The following is a 15,197-nucleotide window of genomic DNA, read 5'->3' on the forward strand; positions in this document are numbered from 1 at the left end:
GCTTCAGGCCGCGTTCTCCCTAGTCCGGGCCACCGATGCCAGCAAGCCGCCGATTTCCAGCAACAGCAGCGCAGGCTCGAAGTTGTAGGTGGGCGCCTGTGCGGCAAGCTGTGCCAGCGCGGCATGGGCCTCCACAATCCGCAGCCGCGCTCCATCATCGCAGCGCGCCAGCGCGGACACCAGCACCCGCCGCGCCACTTCGATCGCCGCCAGCAGCCGTTCCCGGTCCGGCCGCATGCCGAGCGCCGTGGAAAGCTCGCCCCGCAGCGCCAGATCGCCATCGCCCTCGGTCACGATCCGCGTCATGAGCTGCCAGGCCCCGCCAAGCTCCCGCTCGGCAAACGCGAGAGCCGCCCCCGGTGCGCCGCTCCCCGCCGCAATCGCTGCCTCCCGCGCCGCGCCGCCCAGTTCGGGCGCGGCCCCGGCGAGCGCGCGCGCCATGTCTTGCACCCCCAGCGGATGGAACCGCAGCACTGTGCAGCGCGAACGCACCGTGGGCAGCAGCCGGCCAATCTGGTGCGTCACCAGCAGGAAGAACGTGCCCGCTGGCGGTTCCTCCAGGCTCTTGAGCAGCGCGTTGACCGCGCCCTTTTCGAGATCGTCCGCCGCATCGATGATCACCGCGCGCCGCGCACCCAGCGTCGGCCGCGTCACCAGCCTGCGCTGCACGCCCCGGATCTGCTCCACGCTGATGTTGCGCTTGCGGGTATAGGCCTTGCCCTCGTCGCGCTTCTTTGCCTCGTCGTCGTTGCTCGGCAGCGGCTCCAGCACGTGAATATCGGGATGCACATCGACCGGTGGCTGCGGCACACCTGCCTCGGCCACCAGTTCCGCCGCCGCTTCGCGCGCAAAGCACGCCTTGCCCAGCCCTTCGCGCCCCGCCAGAATCCAGCCATGGTGCATGCGCTGCCCGGCCCGCGCCGCGCGCCATACTGCCCACGCCTCGTCATGGCCGATCAACTGGCTCACAGCGTCTCAACCGCCGCCAGAACCCGTGCGTGAACGTCCTGCGGCGCGCCGTCTGCCGCAACCACGGCAAAGCGCTCCGGCTCGGCTTGCGCGTAGCGGAGGAACGCCGCCGCGACCCGCGCATGATAGTCCGCCGCGCGGCCGCCTATCCGGTCGAGCACTCCAGCATCCCGCAGCGCGACGCGCGACGCCGCTTCGGCGGGATCTAGCGTCAGGAGCACCGTGCAATCGGGCAGCAAGCCCGCGCTGCCGATGCGGTGCAGCGCAAGGATGTCGGCATCTTCCAGCCCGCTCCCGCCGCCCTGATAGGCGCGGCTGCTATCGAGATAGCGGTCGCACACCACCCAGGCCCCGCGCGCGAGCACCGGGCGGATCAGCGTCTCGACATGGTCGGCCCGCGCGGCGGCAAACAGCAGCGCCTCGGCCCGCGCGCCGAAGCCCGGGCCATCGGTACCCAGCAGCAGCGCGCGGATCGCCTCCGCGCCCGGTGTCCCGCCTGGCTCACGCGTGGTGACGACCTCCAGTCCGCGTGCGCGCAGCGCCTCGGCGAGAAGGCGGCTTTGAGTCGATTTGCCGACCCCCTCCCCGCCCTCGAACACGATGAACCGGCCGGTCATTGGCCGATCATGGCCAAAAGCCCGTTGCGCAGCCGCGCCAGTGTTCCTGCCACTGGCACTGCGTCCTCAGTGACGAGCGGCAGACGCGTCTCGCCTGCTCCCGGAACCCGCACGATCAGGCTCGCGACTTCCTGCCCCTTGGCAATTGGCGCGCGCAGCGGTCCCTTGTAGCGCAGGCTGAGCGAATAGCGTGCGCCCGCGCCGCGCGGCAGAGTCAGTGCCAAGGGGTGCGGCGCAACGAGTGCAACCGTCCGCGCTTCCCCGCCCTGCACTTCGGCTGCACCGACCTTGGCGCCCGCGCCAAACAGCGAATGCGCCTCAAACGCTGCAAATCCCCATTCAAGGAAATCGCGCGATTCGCGCGCGCGCACTTTGCCGTTGTCGTATCCGCCGACGACCATCATCAGCCGTCGCCCATCCCGGATTGCAGAGCCGACGAGGCCGTAGCCAGCCTCATTGGTGAACCCGGTCTTCACGCCGTCAGCCCCCGCCACATGGCCATAGAGCGGATTGTGGTTGGGCTGCTCGACACCTCTGAAGGTCAGGCGCTCGTGTCCGTAGAACCGCGCGTAAAGGTCAGGATGCCGGGTGATCAGCGCGGTGCTGAGTATCGCGAGGTCAGCGGCGGAAACATAAGTCGCGCCCTCGTCCATCCAGCCATTGGGGGTGTTGTAGTGCGTGTCCTTCATGCCGAGCTGCTTCGCCGCATCGTTCATCAGCGCTGTGAACGCAGGGACATTACCCGCCACGCCCTCGGCCAGCACGATGCAGCCATCGTTGGCCGAAACCGTGACAATCCCTTCCAGCAGTTCGGCCACCGAAGTATCGCTGCCATCGGCAAGGAACATCGTGCTGCCCACGCGGTGCCATTGGCGAAACGCCTCATGGCTCATGCGGAAACGCTGATCGAGCCGAAGTTTGCCCGCTTTGATCAACTCGAACGCGACATAGCTCGTCATGATTTTGGTGAGCGAAGCGGGCATGAAGCGCCGATGCGATTGCCGCTCGAACAGCACTTTCCCGCCGTTCACGTCGATCAGCAGCGCAATGGGCGCGGTCATTTCGGGCATGGTAGCCGGTGATGCAGGATGTGTGGCCGGGACCACTGGCGCAGCCGCCTGCACGGGCAAGCCAGCCAGTCCAGCGATCACGATCGCGGTGATGATCCTCGTATCCAAGCGCGAACCCCATGACCAACGGGACCGCGCCGCGCAGCTCTAGTCGCGGACGATCCGGGCACCCGCATAGCCCGCAGCGCGCGCCTTCGCCAGCCCGCGCTCCGCCTCATCCCCGGCGGAAAACGGCCCGCTGCGCACGCGCCAGAGCGTGCCGGACTGCACGATAGAGCCACCCGCCTTGCGCGCCGCTGCTTCGGCATTGCCCCGCTGCGCAAACGCTCCGATCTGCACGAAGAACCTTGCCGATGCAGGCCGCGTGGCCTGTGTGGGGGCAAGTGTGGGGGCAAGTGTGGGGGCAGGCGCGGGGGTGGGTTTGGGACGAGGTTCGGGCTGCACCGCCGCCACGGGCGCAGGCGCAGGCTTTGCCGGAGGCTTGGTGGCCGGCTTCGGCTCAGGCGTCAGCACCGGCTTCACTGCCGGCGGTGCCGTCACCGGCTTCGCCGCGCTGCCCGGCACTACATCGGCCGGGCGAATCGTCACCGGCAAATCGCCAACCGGCGGCTCCAGCCCCAGCTTGCGGCGCAGCGCGGCCAGCAGGCCCGGCGGCGTATCCATCCGCTGCGGTGCGGCTTGTCCGGTACGCAGCAGCGCGCGTTCGGGCTCAGGGGGATTGACCCGCCGCACGCGCACCGGCGCCGAGCCGCTTGCAGCAAGGCCCAGTTGCGCCCACGCCATCGGCGAAAGCGCCAGGAGGCCGTTCCCGCTCATCGGCCCGCGCCGGTCGATCCGCACGACAATCGTGCGCCCGCTGTCGAGCGCCGTTACCTCGACGTAGCTCGGCACCGGCAGCGTGCGGTGCGCACCGCTGATCCGCGCCGGGCCGGTTTCGTCTGCGCCCATCGCCAGCGCCTTGCCCACGGCATCGTAATTCAGCGTATCGGCAGGTGTATACGTCACCCCGTCCACGGTGAAAGGATCACCGATGGTGACGGGATAATCGCCTTCAGGACCCATCACATCGGGCATTGGCGCCTTGCGCTCACCGGCGGCGATGGCAGACGTTCCCCCCAGTCCTGCGCCCAGCGCCAGCACCATGGCCAGCGCTAGCACGCTGCTGTTCCTGTTAACGGGCAATTTCATCAGCCAGAAGTCCCACCGAGAGGGCGTAGAGATTCGAGCAGTTATAATCGAGGATAACTCGATAATTTCCGGTTAGCAGGTAGGCGGTCTGCCCCGGACCATCGGGTTCGAGAAAGCTGGCCAGCGTATCGTCGGCCAACTTCGGCGCGCGGGGCACCACGCCCAGCGCCTTCCATTCGCGCACGGTCTTCCACTTCGAATGGCGGGCAAACACCTGAGGGCAGCGCGGGCTGGCGAGCGCCGTGCCCAAAGACGCACGGTCAAGCGGCGCGGTCACGTCAGCGGCCACGCCCCATGCCTCGCCCGGCCGCCACCCTGCATCGCGAAAGTAGTTGGCAATCGAGGCCAGCGTATCCTTGCGGCTCGACCAGATATCGGCAAATCCGTCGCCATCGCCGTCCTGCGCCACGCGCAAATAGACACTGGGCAGGAACTGCGGATTGCCGAAAGCACCAGCCCAGCTGCCCACCAGCTTGGACCGCGGCACACCCCGGTCCACCATCTTGAGCAGCGCGATGAATTCCTCGGCAAACAGCGCCCGCCGCCGCCCTTCATAGGCCAGCGTCGCCAGCGACCGCGCAAGATCGAAATCGCCGGTATAGGAACCGTAGTTCGTCTCGTGCCCCCAGATCGCCAATATGATCTGCGGCGGCACGCCGTAGCGCTCGTCGACTTGCTCAAGATAGTCTGCCGAAGCCGCAAACTGCCGCCGCCCCCCGCCAATGTGCGCGGCATCCACATGCGTGCGCCGATAGCCTGCAAACGCCGGGATAGTGGACGACGTTCCCGGCTGCGCCCGGTCAAGCGCTATCACACGCGGGTTCTCGGTCAGCCCGGCCATGACCGAGGCAATCGTCGTCTCGCGCACACCTTCCGCCCGCGCCTTGGCGGCAAGGTACTGCAGATAGCCTTCGAATCCCCCCGCTGCCTGATCAGCTTGTGCACCCGCCGGACCGGCAAGCAGCGAAAGCACCAGCGCGGCTAGCCCAGCCCGCCACAAGGCAATGGCTCCGGGCATGCGAAATCGGAATGGCAGCATCATCACGCCCGACACTCGCACAGCCGGGCCGTGCTGGGAATCCCTCAATCGACAAAACGCGCGGCAAGTCCCTCCAGCCACCTGCGCAAAACCCCTTTCCGATCCCGCGCCAGCCCGCTATCGGCGTTCCCGTGCACACAGCGCATGGACAGGTGGCCGAGTGGTTTAAGGCAGCGGTCTTGAAAACCGCCGTGGGTGGAAGCTCACCGTGGGTTCGAATCCCACCCTGTCCGCCATTCTTGCTTCCATACAGCACCAAGAATATCCAAAAGGCCGCAGAAATGCGGCCTTTTTTGCATCTTGTGCATCCGGCTAGTTCTGCATATGTTCCACTCAGTCCCACACTGAGTGTGGGTCTGAGTGTGGGTCTGGAAAGGCAAGCCCAATGGGAAAGTTGAGTGCAATCGCGGTCAAGAACCTGAAGGAGCCTGGTCGCTATTCCGATGGAGAAGGCCTCATTCTCAAGCTTGCCGCCCAGGGGCGCGGCAGCTGGCTGCTCAGGGTGCAGGCTGATGGCAAGCGACGAGACATCGGGCTCGGCACGCTCTCTGACTTGAGCCTTTCTGAGGCGCGCGATTCGGCGCGGGCAATCCGCAAACAGATGAGGGCCGGTGTCGATGTCATTGCCGAACGCAAGAAAGCCGACCTGATAATCCCAACCTTCCGCGAAGCGGCCAAGACGGTACACAGCGAGCACAAGGCGGCATGGAAGAACGGCAAGCATCAAGACCAATGGATCAACACGCTTGAGACGTATGCATTTCCACTGATTGGCAACCGCCTCGTATCCGAAGTCGAGGGACCCGCGATCAGGGACGTTCTTGCACCGATCTGGTTGAGCAAACCGGAAACTGCCCGGCGGGTTCGCCAGAGAATTGCAGCGGTGCTTGATTGGGCATGCGCCAAAGGCTTGCGAGCTACGGAAGCGCCGCTTCGCTCGGTCAACCGGGGGTTGCCCCGCCAACCGCGCAAAAACAAACATTTCGATGCCATGCCTTTCCCGGAAGTTCCGGCATTCATGACCACTCTTCGTGAACGTCAGTCGGTTGGGCGCCTAGCGCTCGAGCTTCTCATTCTCACAGCGGCCCGATCCGGTGAAATCAGAGGCTGCGAATGGAAGGAGTTCGATCTTGCGAGGCGCCTGTGGACGGTGCCGGCGGAGCGGATGAAAGTTGGCGTGGTCCACATCGTCCCGCTCTCGGAGGCGGCACTGGAGGTCCTGAAGCGGGCTGAAGCACTGCGAGCGGAGGCAAGCGATCTGGTGTTTCCGGGGCAGAACCCAAAGCGCCCGCTTTCGGATATGACCTTGCTCAAGATCCTCCGCGACAAAGACCTGAATGTGACCGTTCATGGCTTTCGGTCATCATTCCGGGATTGGGCGGCAGAGGAAACGAACTATCCTGGCGAGGTTGCAGAAGCCGCGCTCGCGCATACCATCCCGAACAAAGTCGAAGCAGCCTATCGCCGCACCGACTTCCTCGAAAAGCGCAAAGCGCTCATGGCCGAGTGGGCAAGCTTCTGCATGGCCAGTCCTTCGGCGAAGGAAGCACGATCAACAAAACGATCCAAAGCGCGGGCCGTCCATTGAGATACCGGCCGGTGAACTTTGGCAAAGCGCAATTGGATACAGACCTTTGCGCTCTAGGTCTGATCAATGCTGGGTGATCGACTTAATCCAGGCATCGATCTCGGCCTCGACCCAGACAGTGCAGCGCGGACCTAGCGAGCGGCCTTTCGGGAAACGGCCCTCGGCCATACGCTGGTAGATGGACGATCGCTTCAGCCCGACCCTTGCCATCACTTCCGGCAGGCGGATCAAGCGCGGAGGCGCGGTGATCACAATTGCAGGTTCTACCGTTTGAGCGGCAGCCTCGGGAACACGCTCAGCAGCAATTCGTGACATAGTCATGGTCTCCTCGTTTGGTCACGCCACCCCCGCCCCCCTCACCTGCCAAGCACGAGTGAAATGTCGCGCTCGGCAAAATCATCGATGTGTTTGGCCAGCAGCCGCGCCACGAGACACGAGGTGCCGATGGCCCAGCGCGGGCGCAGATCGGCTATACGGGGTCCCAGCGTTTCGTTCATGGTCACCGGCAGCGCTGTGAGGAACTGATCGAGGAACGCGCCCGCGTCTTCACCCAGCCATTCGACCGCGAGATCTTCGTGCCCGAGGATCGCAAGCAGTAGAGCGCCGTTGGAGGGGAGCCCGCTCGCATCGAGCACGCGCTCAGCATCATCGAGCGTGACCGCCTTGTCGCCGCGCAAGATCCGCAGAAAGGTGTCCTTGTTCATGCTTGCGGCGCGTGCAACCTCGCGGCGCGACTTGCCCGAGCGGTCGACGGCAGCAGTCAGAAGCCGTGCCAGTCTTGCGTTGATCCCTAAGGTCTGTGCGCTGCAGGTCATGTCCACAATCGGTCCCACTTGGTTCGACTCGGACATGTAGCGCGAGTCCGCTTCGCTAGGAACCGAAAAGAACATATTTAGAACATATCGGTTATCCTAGATAAAACCGATTCGGGGTAGTGTCTCGCAAATTGGCTCGCTTTGGCTGGCATTTCCGTCACACTTAGCATGGCATTTGGCCGGTTCAGGCCAGATTCGCCGAGTTGCCATCGCATCGATCGTCCAGATTTGTCCAATAACGCTTCCTCGATCAGCCTTCTCTTTTCCTAGACCAGTTTCTCCGGCCAAGACGGTGGGGCAGCGGCGATGACCGCTGTGACCACCCCCTCGGAGAACGCTCCATGACCTTGATTGCCCTCCCCTTGCCTGGCCGTTCCAAGGCCCGCCTCGCCAAGTCCGCTGCTCTCATCCTGCCGGTCGCCGCGCTCGCGCTCGCCGCTGGCACGGCATACGCGGGCACCGACGCCACCTTCACCACCGCGCTGACGAAGTTTACCGGATTTCTGCAGGGTTCGGGCGGCAAGATCATCACCGTCCTCAGCCTCGCTGCCGGTCTCATCAGCCTTGCCTCGGGCCGTTTCACGCTCGGCCAGATCGCCGTGCCGGTCGGCGTCGGCGTGGGTGTCGGCACGGGCGTTCCGATCGTCACCTCGGTGATCACCGCCGTCATCTGATCACCGATCCGTGACGCCTTGGGAGGGCACGTTACCATGACCGACCGCAATGCGATCCCCCGCCGCCTCGACGATCCCGAGCTGATCGGCTTCTGGACCATCGACGAGTTCGCCGGGATGATTGTCCCCTTCACCTGGGGTATCCTCGCGCAGCATATCTTGATCGGCATCGGGCTCGCCGTCGGGGCCTGGTTCGCCCTGCGAAAGGCGAAGGCTGGGCGCTCTGCCTCCTGGGTCCACCATGCCGCCTATTGGTATCTGCCGCCGGGATTGACCGGTCTCGTGGCAACGCCGCCCTCCCATTGCCGCGTGCTGGCGGGCTGAGGAGCGCGTCACATGCTGTCCGATGTCGCCCACGAGCGCACGCAGTCGCTGCTGCGCCAGCGCAATCTCTTCGCGATGACGAGCGTATGCCTCGGCTTGCTCTTTGCAGGCTCGGCCAGCCTCATCGCCACCCGCGAGCGCGAAGTGCTGCTCATTCCAACCACCCGCACGCCGCTGGTGATTTCGAGCGCAGGGGTTTCGGCCGAGTACCTCGAGTTCGTAACCCGCGATGTCGCGCTCACCTTGCTCAACCGCAGCCCCGAGGGTCTCGACTATTGGATGGGCCAGATCCTGGCGCTCGCTGATCCGGCGCAGCGCGGCCGGCTCAAGGCCGAACTCATGCGGATTGTCGAGGAACAGCGCGGCTCCGAGGTCACCCAGGCTTTCGTGATCAGCAAGCTCGAAGTCGATCCCCGTGCCCTTACCTCCGAGGTCAGCGGCACGCTCAAGACCTTTGTGGGCGAGCAGGTGATCGCGAGCGAGGAGCGCCGCTTCCGCTTCGACTGGACCTACCGCGGCCTGCGCCTCGCGCTGTCCGGATTTGCAGTGGTCCCATCCGCCCATGCCGACGACCGCCCCGCGGGCACGGCCCCCATTCCCACACCCTCGGAGTCCAACTGATGCGTGGATCAATCCCCCGCCTGGCAGGATCGCTGCCGGTCCTTGCCGCTCTGACTGCGCTATGCGCCAGCGGCCCTGCTTTCGCCGACCAGTTCAAGCAGACCGCCGATGGCGGCACGATCGACTGCGAGGTTTCGGCGCATGAGCTGACCCGGTTTGCGCTGGTCGGCGATGCTTTCGCCAGCGTCTCCAAGATCGGCACCGGCACGCCCTACAACGACTTTGCAGTCACCAACGAGCCAGTGCGCGGCGACATCTATGTCTCGGTGCCTGAGGTTTACGCCGCCGCGCGGATCAGCTTCTTTGCCACCACAAAGAAAGGCTACGTCTACAAGTTTGCCTGCCTGATCCGTCCGGTCGAAGCACAGCAGGTCTTCGTGACCAACTCCGCCATCGCCAAGGATGCAGCGAGCGATTGGGAGAAGGCCACGCCGATCGAGACGAGCGCGGTGCGCCTTGTCCAGGCCATGGCTGGAAACGCGCAAGTTCCAGGCTTCACAGTGCGGCAGCCCAGCAGCCTGCCCGCCCGCGCAGGCGGCATCGAGGTCCAGCTGATCGCCGAATACCGGGGCGCCAGTCTTGCCGGCAAAGTCGTGCGCCTTGCCAACCGGGGCACGGTCCCTGCCACGATTGCCACCCGCGATCTCGCGCCTGTCGGCACGATCGCGGTTGCCATCGCCAATCCGGTGCTCGCGCCGGGCGCTGCCACCACCGCCTGGATTGTCGGGCCGAACGGGGACACTGGCCATGACTGACGACAAGACCGAACAACACCGTCCACCGCGCCCTGCCGAGAGCGGCGGGAACGCCGACCGCGATCTGCTTGCGACGCTGAACAAGCGTACACAGCGGCGCCAGAATCTGCTGCTTGGCGGAATCGCGGCGGTTCTCTTGGCCGGATCGGCATGGTTCCTTTTCGGAGCAGAGAGCAGCGACAAAGCCAGTGCGACCAAGACCACCGTGGACACGGGCGGGCTGGTCAATCGTGACCTGTCGGAGCGCGAGTTCGTTGCGGTCTTCGGCAACCGGCTCGAGGCCATGGCGCGCGCGCAGAAGGAGCTCAAGGACGCCGCCGTGCCGCGAGGCGAGATAGACGAGCAGATGGCAGCGCTCAAGGCTGAGAACGAGGCCATGCGCACCAACGGTCAGGCCGCGATCGATGCGGTGTCAGCCGAGAACGCCCAATTGAAGAGCCAGTTGGCGGCCCCGCCCGCGCCTGCCGCCGCGCCGCCGCTCCCGGCTTATGGTCCGCGTGGCGGCAGCTACGACGCGCGTGGACTTGCCGCGCCCGGCAGCAATGCCGAGGGCCTGGGTGGCTCTCCCAGCGAAGGCCCCGCTGCGCCCTCCGCCGAGGTCAAGCTGATGAGCTTCACCGGCGATAAGGGCGGTGCGGGCATGAAAGTGTCGCGGGCCGAAGCACCGCCGCTCGTTGTCGAGGATTCGCCCGAATACCTGCCGCCTAATTCCTATGCGCCGGCGCGCGTGATCGTCGGGGTCGATGCCTCGGCCGGTGTCGCGAGCCAGACCGACCCGCTGCCGGTCGTGCTCCGGATCACCGGGCCTGCGCGTTCGGTCCTGCAGAACGGCAAAGTGCTGACGACGCGGATCGAAGGCTGCGTGGTCAACGGCGCGGCGCGCGGCGATCTCTCCTCGGAGAAAGTCTACGTCAAACTGGCGCGGATGACCTGCGATCAGCCCGGCGGTCGCGTCGCGGTCAGCGAAGTTAAAGGCTTCATCAGCTTTGCCGGCAAGTCCGGCGTGCGCGGCCGCATTGTCAGCCGCGAGGGCAACCTCGTCACCCAAGCGCTGCTCGCCGGTATCATCGGCGGGTTTGGGCGGGGGTTCTCCGCCAACGCGAACACGGTCTTCTCGAACCAGCAGACCACCCCAAACGGAACAATTGCCAAGCTCTCGGCCGGCGACATTCTTGGCGGCGGTCTCGGCCAGGGGGTTGGCGAAGCCGCCGATTCCACCGCCAAGTACCTGATCGAGCGCGCCGAGCAGTACCAGCCCGTCGTCGAGATGCCGACCGGCATCGATGTCGAGATTGTGTTTCTCGACGGTGTCTTCGTGAGGAATTCCCAATGAGCATGATCACCACACGAGTGCCGAGGTCTCGCACTCTCGCAAAGGCCCTCGGGCTAGTCAGCCTCTTCGCGCTGACAGGCGCTTTGGGCGGGGCAGCCGCCTACCTCGCTGTCCCAGCCTATGCGGCGCGTGATACGGCCAAGGTCCGCGCCGCGCTCAAGTTGCGTCTGCCCAAGACCCCGATCGACGCGATCACCTGCAAGGGCCTTGGCGGCCTGTGCGAAGTCGCTTCCAAAACGACGCTGTTCTATGTCGATGCGCAGGCCAAGTACCTCATGATCGGCCGCGTCTACGACATGGAGGCGCGCCAGGACCTGACGGCCGCACGGCTGCTCCAGCTCAACCCTGATCTGCTCGCAGCAGGCGCACCGCGCCGAGACAGTGCAGAAAGCGATGCGCCCGACCGGCCGCAGACAGCCCCTGCCCCGCAAAAGGTCTCGCTCGCGGGCCTTCCAGAGAGCGGCGCAATCCGCTGGGGACCCATCAATGGCCCCAAGGTGGTTGTCTTCTCGGATTTCCACTGCGGCTACTGCAAGAAGCTGTCGGTCGAACTGCGCGCTATCGGCGCGCGGGTCGAGGAGCGGCCGATCTCGATCTTCGGGGCGGAAGCCCGCAAGGATGCCGAGCGCGTGCTGTGTTCGCCAGTCCAGGAGACCTCGCTTCACCTCGCCTATTCCGGGACCGCACTCGCCAATACCAGGCCCTGCGACACCCGCGGGCTCGATGCCAACGAGGCCTTTGCCAAGGCCCACGGGTTTGCGGGAACGCCGGTGATCGTGCGGCCGTCCGATGGCGCAGTGCTCGAGGGTTTCCGCCCGGCTGCTGCCTTGCGCGCCTTTCTCACCGCGCCCGTGCCCCAAACCCCTGCATCGAACAAAAGGTGAATCTCATGTCGCAACGTTTGCGTCTTCCCGCCATGCTTGCCCCGCTTTGCCTGTCGCTGACTGGCTGCGTCGGGCTTGGCACCAACGTCAAAGGCCAGTTCACCTGCCGCGCACCCGAAGGCACCTGCGCGCCGTCCCGCACGATCGACGAGCACGCGACGCGCGAGCTCGCCTCACCAGATGCCGACAACGGTTTTCGCGAAGCGCGCCAGCGCGCCGGGATCGCAGCGCCGGTCGGCGAAGCCGATCCTTCCCGCACAGCGGAACGCCGGCTGCGCGTGGTCTTCCCCGCCCATGTCGATGAGGCCGGAACTCTCCACGACGAAGCCGTTGCCTGGACGGTGATCGAGGCCCCGCATTGGGCGGCTGAGCTGCGCGGCGACAGCCAGCCGTCAGCCGCCCCCATAGCGCGCCAGATTGGTCGCCAGCTAAAGGCCGCACAGGTCGCTGCCAGGTCGGCCCTCGATACCGAAACCGTTCCCGCTGATGCGGACCGCGGCATCGCACCGACCCAGAACGATACCCTTCCCTTCGAGATTGTCTCGCCTCCGGCCCTCCCCTCCACGGTCGGCGAGGCAATACCCGGCGCCCCCCCGCCGGTGGCCGAGGGGTCCGACATGCCCGCCACCCCGCATGACCGGACCTCTCGGCCTTCTTTTGATCCGCCGCATTACCCGACGGCCGCCGCCATCGATGCCGCGCACGCTGCCGGTCCGGCTGATGCCAAGACCCCTGCAAATAAGGAACCGCGCCCGTGAGCCTGTCCTTCCGCACCCTGCGCGACGCGCTGCTCGGCGGCCTGGCCGGCGATGCCGAGCAAACCGACGGCGCGCGTCCCCGCCTCATGCTCGACATGCTCTCGGACTGGCTGCCCTACCGTGTGTGGGATCCCCGGCACCGGCTCTATCTCAATGCCCGCTCCAAAGGGTTTGTGCTCGGCGTGACACCGCTGATCGGGGCCGACGAGCGCACCGCCGAGATCCTTGGCGCGTTCTTTTCCGAAGGCCTCCCGGCAGGTGCCTGCCTGCAGATACTGCATCTGGCTTCCCCGCGCGTCAGCCGGATCGTCGCGCCGTGGTTTGCGCCGCGCTACCTGCAAGGCGGGATCTACGAAGCCATCGCCCGGCACCGTGCCCGCCAGCTTTACAAGATGGTCTGGCGCTCGGGATCGGACGAAGCCCCCTTCCACGCCCGCCATCATCAGGTCTTCATTTCGGTCGGCGTGCCTGAACACAAGTCGGTCTCCGCGCAGGAACTGGTCCAGGTCCGCGAAGGCCTCGTCGCCATGCTGAGGTCGCTCGGTCTCGGCGTTGCCGAACTGGAGCCTGACGGTCTTATCGCGCTCATCGACGACCTCACCTCGCCGACGACCGCGCCGCAGGACGATGTGGTGGCCTACAATCCCGAGGATCCGATCGCAGCGCAGGCTATCCGCCGCGATATCGAGCTGGTGGTTCGCGAAGACCGCCTGCTTCTGGCAACCGAGCGCTTCCGCCCGACCGGCGAGATGGCTGACGGCTCCCCGGTCATCGGAGAAGTCTATCCCGACCGCTTCGACCTCAGGCATTTTGCCGTGCGCGCCTATCCGCCGCGCTGGGCCCCGCACGAATGCGCGCGGCTGATCGGTGATCTCTTCACCGACAAGCTGCGTTTTCCCTGTCCCGCCGCGACCATGCTCTGTCTGGTCTACCCCGACCAGGAAGCGGCAGCCGCGCGCGCTGGCTACAAGTTCATTCGCACGACCAGCCTTGCCGATACGCGCAGCGCGCGGTTTCTGCCGCGCATTGGCGAGCAGTCGGCAGAATGGGCGCGCGTCCAGGCCGAACTGCAGGAAGGCCGCCGTCTCGTGCGCGTCTTCTACGGGGTCACGACCTATTCGCCGCTCGGGCTTGGCGACACCCACGAGCGTGCGGTCAAGTCGATCTACAAGGCGGCAGGCTGGGACCTCGCCGACGAGCGCTATCTCCAGATCCAGGGTCTGCTCGCTGCCATGCCGCTCACCCTCGCCGATGGGCTTGGCACCGATATGGAGCGGCTGCGCCGCTTTCGGACGCTGCTCTCGACCACGGCCGCCAACATCGCGCCGGTCCAGGGCGAATACCTCGGCGGCCCGGTGCCGCACCTCTTGTTCGTCGGACGCCGCGGCCAACCCTTCTACTGGTCGCCCTTCGAGAACGGTGCGGGCAACCACAATGTCGCGATCTGCGGCAAGTCGGGCTCGGGCAAGTCGGTGCTGCTTCAGGAAATGTGCGCCGCGCTGCGCGGGGCCGGTGCGCAAGTCGTCGTGATCGACGATGGCCGCAGCTTCGAGCACTCTGCGCGGCTGCAAGGCGGCCGGTTCGTCGAGTTCACGCTCGCCTCTGGCTTCTGCCTCAACCCCTTCTCGATGATCGATGCGACCCGCGCAGCCGAGGACGAGGACTACCGCCTCGACTGCTTCGGCATGGTCAAGGCGATCATCGGACAGATGGCGCGCCACAGCGCGGCGCTCTCCGATACCGAGCGCGGGCTCATCGACCGGGCGGTCAATGAGGTGTGGAACGCCCATGGCCCCTCCGCCAGCGTGACGCTGGTTGGCGCGGCGCTGGAGGGCCTCGACCACCCGCTCGCGCGCGACCTTGCCACCGCGCTCGCGCCCTACACGGCGGGCGGCACCTACGGCGCGTTCTTCGAGGGTGCGGCGACGCTCGACCTCTCCAGCGATTTCACGGTGTTCGAGATGTCGGACCTCGCCGCACGCGAGGACCTGCGCAGCGTGGTCCTCAGCGCCATCATGTTCATGACCAGCCAGGCGATGACCCGCAGCCCGCGCTCGGTGCGCAAGCTGCTGCTGATCGACGAGGCCTGGGCGCTGCTCAAGGGCGGCTCGATGGGCACCTTCGTCGAAACCTACGCCCGCACCTGCCGCAAGTATGGCGGCGCACTCGCCACCGCGACCCAGTCGCTCAACGACTACTACAAGTCGGACGGCGCCACCGCTGCGCTCGAGAACAGCGACTGGATGCTGATCCTCCAGCAGAAACCCGAGACGATCGCCGATTTCCGCAATTCCAAGCGTCTCGACATGGACGACCGCACCGAGACGCTGATCCGGAGCCTCAAGCGCGAGGGCTCGGCTTATTCCGAGGTCTTCATCAAGGGACCCGAAGTCGAGGCGATCGGCCGGCTCGTGCTCGATCCCTACTCAGCGACGCTGTTCTCGAGCTCGCCCCAGACCGTTGCAGCCATCGATGCCGAGATCGCGCGCGGTCACCAGCTCGCTGACGCCATCGCGCGCATCGCCTTTCCGGACCAGCACTAGGCCGGCGGCCTTCCCCCAA

General features: G+C 65.9%; 16 protein-coding genes and 1 tRNA gene. 10 read left to right on the plus strand and 7 right to left on the minus strand.

What is annotated here, in order from left to right; genetic code table 11:
* Window positions 1–3: 3 nt before the first annotated feature.
* Genes CFE35_RS02645 through CFE35_RS02665 form a run of 5 tightly spaced genes read right to left on the minus strand, consistent with a single transcriptional unit; the run spans window position 4 to window position 4,886 of the window.
* Window positions 4–960: a DNA polymerase III subunit delta' gene (locus CFE35_RS02645; protein WP_292927771.1), complete on the minus strand. Its 957-nt coding sequence runs from the start codon at window positions 958–960 to the stop codon at window positions 4–6.
* Window positions 961–965: 5 nt separating this feature from the next.
* Window positions 966–1,586 carry a dTMP kinase gene (gene tmk / locus CFE35_RS02650; RefSeq protein ID WP_292927643.1) on the minus strand — a complete coding sequence of 207 codons (621 nt, stop codon included), beginning with the start codon at window positions 1,584–1,586 and terminating at the stop codon, window positions 966–968.
* Window positions 1,583–2,764 (minus strand): D-alanyl-D-alanine carboxypeptidase family protein, encoded by a 1,182-nt coding sequence (locus CFE35_RS02655; protein WP_292927645.1) that lies wholly within the window; start codon window positions 2,762–2,764, stop codon window positions 1,583–1,585. The genes tmk and CFE35_RS02655 overlap by 4 nt, the downstream gene beginning before the upstream one ends.
* Window positions 2,765–2,803: 39 nt before the next feature.
* Window positions 2,804–3,844: an SPOR domain-containing protein gene (locus CFE35_RS02660; protein WP_292927647.1), complete on the minus strand. Its 1,041-nt coding sequence runs from the start codon at window positions 3,842–3,844 to the stop codon at window positions 2,804–2,806.
* Complete coding sequence (locus tag CFE35_RS02665; protein WP_292927649.1) at window positions 3,828–4,886, minus strand: lytic transglycosylase domain-containing protein; 1,059 nt, start codon at window positions 4,884–4,886, stop codon at window positions 3,828–3,830. Before CFE35_RS02665 ends, CFE35_RS02660 begins: the two co-directional genes overlap by 17 nt.
* A 143-nt stretch (window positions 4,887–5,029) precedes the next feature.
* On the opposite strand from CFE35_RS02665, the gene CFE35_RS02670 reads away from it, so the two are divergent.
* Both CFE35_RS02670 and CFE35_RS02675 read left to right on the plus strand, forming a co-directional pair.
* Window positions 5,030–5,119 (plus strand) — tRNA-Ser (locus tag CFE35_RS02670).
* Window positions 5,120–5,268: 149 nt separating this feature from the next.
* On the plus strand, window positions 5,269–6,471 hold the full coding sequence (locus CFE35_RS02675) for a site-specific integrase (protein WP_292927651.1): 1,203 nt from the start codon (window positions 5,269–5,271) through the stop codon (window positions 6,469–6,471).
* Between the two features lie 63 nt (window positions 6,472–6,534).
* On the opposite strand, the gene CFE35_RS02680 is transcribed toward CFE35_RS02675, so the two are convergent.
* Window positions 6,535–6,786, minus strand: a complete 252-nt coding sequence (locus CFE35_RS02680; RefSeq protein WP_292927653.1) for an AlpA family transcriptional regulator — start codon at window positions 6,784–6,786, stop codon at window positions 6,535–6,537.
* A gap of 41 nt (window positions 6,787–6,827) precedes the next feature.
* Entirely contained in the window at window positions 6,828–7,361 is a 534-nt protein-coding gene (locus tag CFE35_RS02685; RefSeq protein ID WP_366557098.1) for a helix-turn-helix transcriptional regulator, read from the minus strand.
* A gap of 266 nt (window positions 7,362–7,627) precedes the next feature.
* On the opposite strand from CFE35_RS02685, the gene CFE35_RS02690 reads away from it, so the two are divergent.
* From CFE35_RS02690 to traC, 8 genes are read left to right on the plus strand one after another with little or no spacing between them, the layout of a single operon-like run.
* Window positions 7,628–7,960 (plus strand): TrbC/VirB2 family protein, encoded by a 333-nt coding sequence (locus tag CFE35_RS02690; protein ID WP_292927657.1) that lies wholly within the window; start codon window positions 7,628–7,630, stop codon window positions 7,958–7,960.
* Window positions 7,961–7,996: 36 nt separating this feature from the next.
* Window positions 7,997–8,284: a type IV conjugative transfer system protein TraL gene (gene traL / locus CFE35_RS02695; RefSeq protein WP_292927659.1), complete on the plus strand. Its 288-nt coding sequence runs from the start codon at window positions 7,997–7,999 to the stop codon at window positions 8,282–8,284.
* Window positions 8,285–8,296: 12 nt separating this feature from the next.
* Window positions 8,297–8,905 carry a type IV conjugative transfer system protein TraE gene (locus tag CFE35_RS02700; RefSeq protein ID WP_292927661.1) on the plus strand — a complete coding sequence of 203 codons (609 nt, stop codon included), beginning with the start codon at window positions 8,297–8,299 and terminating at the stop codon, window positions 8,903–8,905.
* Window positions 8,905–9,660, plus strand: coding sequence for a type-F conjugative transfer system secretin TraK (locus CFE35_RS02705; RefSeq protein ID WP_292927663.1), 756 nt, complete (start codon window positions 8,905–8,907; stop codon window positions 9,658–9,660). Before CFE35_RS02700 ends, CFE35_RS02705 begins: the two co-directional genes overlap by 1 nt.
* On the plus strand, window positions 9,653–10,993 hold the full coding sequence (locus tag CFE35_RS02710; protein ID WP_292927665.1) for a TrbI/VirB10 family protein: 1,341 nt from the start codon (window positions 9,653–9,655) through the stop codon (window positions 10,991–10,993). Before CFE35_RS02705 ends, CFE35_RS02710 begins: the two co-directional genes overlap by 8 nt.
* Window positions 10,990–11,877 carry a DsbC family protein gene (locus tag CFE35_RS02715; protein WP_292927667.1) on the plus strand — a complete coding sequence of 296 codons (888 nt, stop codon included), beginning with the start codon at window positions 10,990–10,992 and terminating at the stop codon, window positions 11,875–11,877. The genes CFE35_RS02710 and CFE35_RS02715 overlap by 4 nt, the downstream gene beginning before the upstream one ends.
* 32 nt (window positions 11,878–11,909) lie before the next feature.
* Window positions 11,910–12,635 (plus strand): conjugal transfer protein TraV, encoded by a 726-nt coding sequence (locus CFE35_RS02720; RefSeq protein ID WP_292927669.1) that lies wholly within the window; start codon window positions 11,910–11,912, stop codon window positions 12,633–12,635.
* On the plus strand, window positions 12,632–15,178 hold the full coding sequence (traC, locus tag CFE35_RS02725) for a type IV secretion system protein TraC (RefSeq protein WP_292927671.1): 2,547 nt from the start codon (window positions 12,632–12,634) through the stop codon (window positions 15,176–15,178). Before CFE35_RS02720 ends, traC begins: the two co-directional genes overlap by 4 nt.
* Window positions 15,179–15,197: the final 19 nt, after the last annotated feature.

This window comes from Novosphingobium sp. PASSN1 (assembly GCF_002278815.1).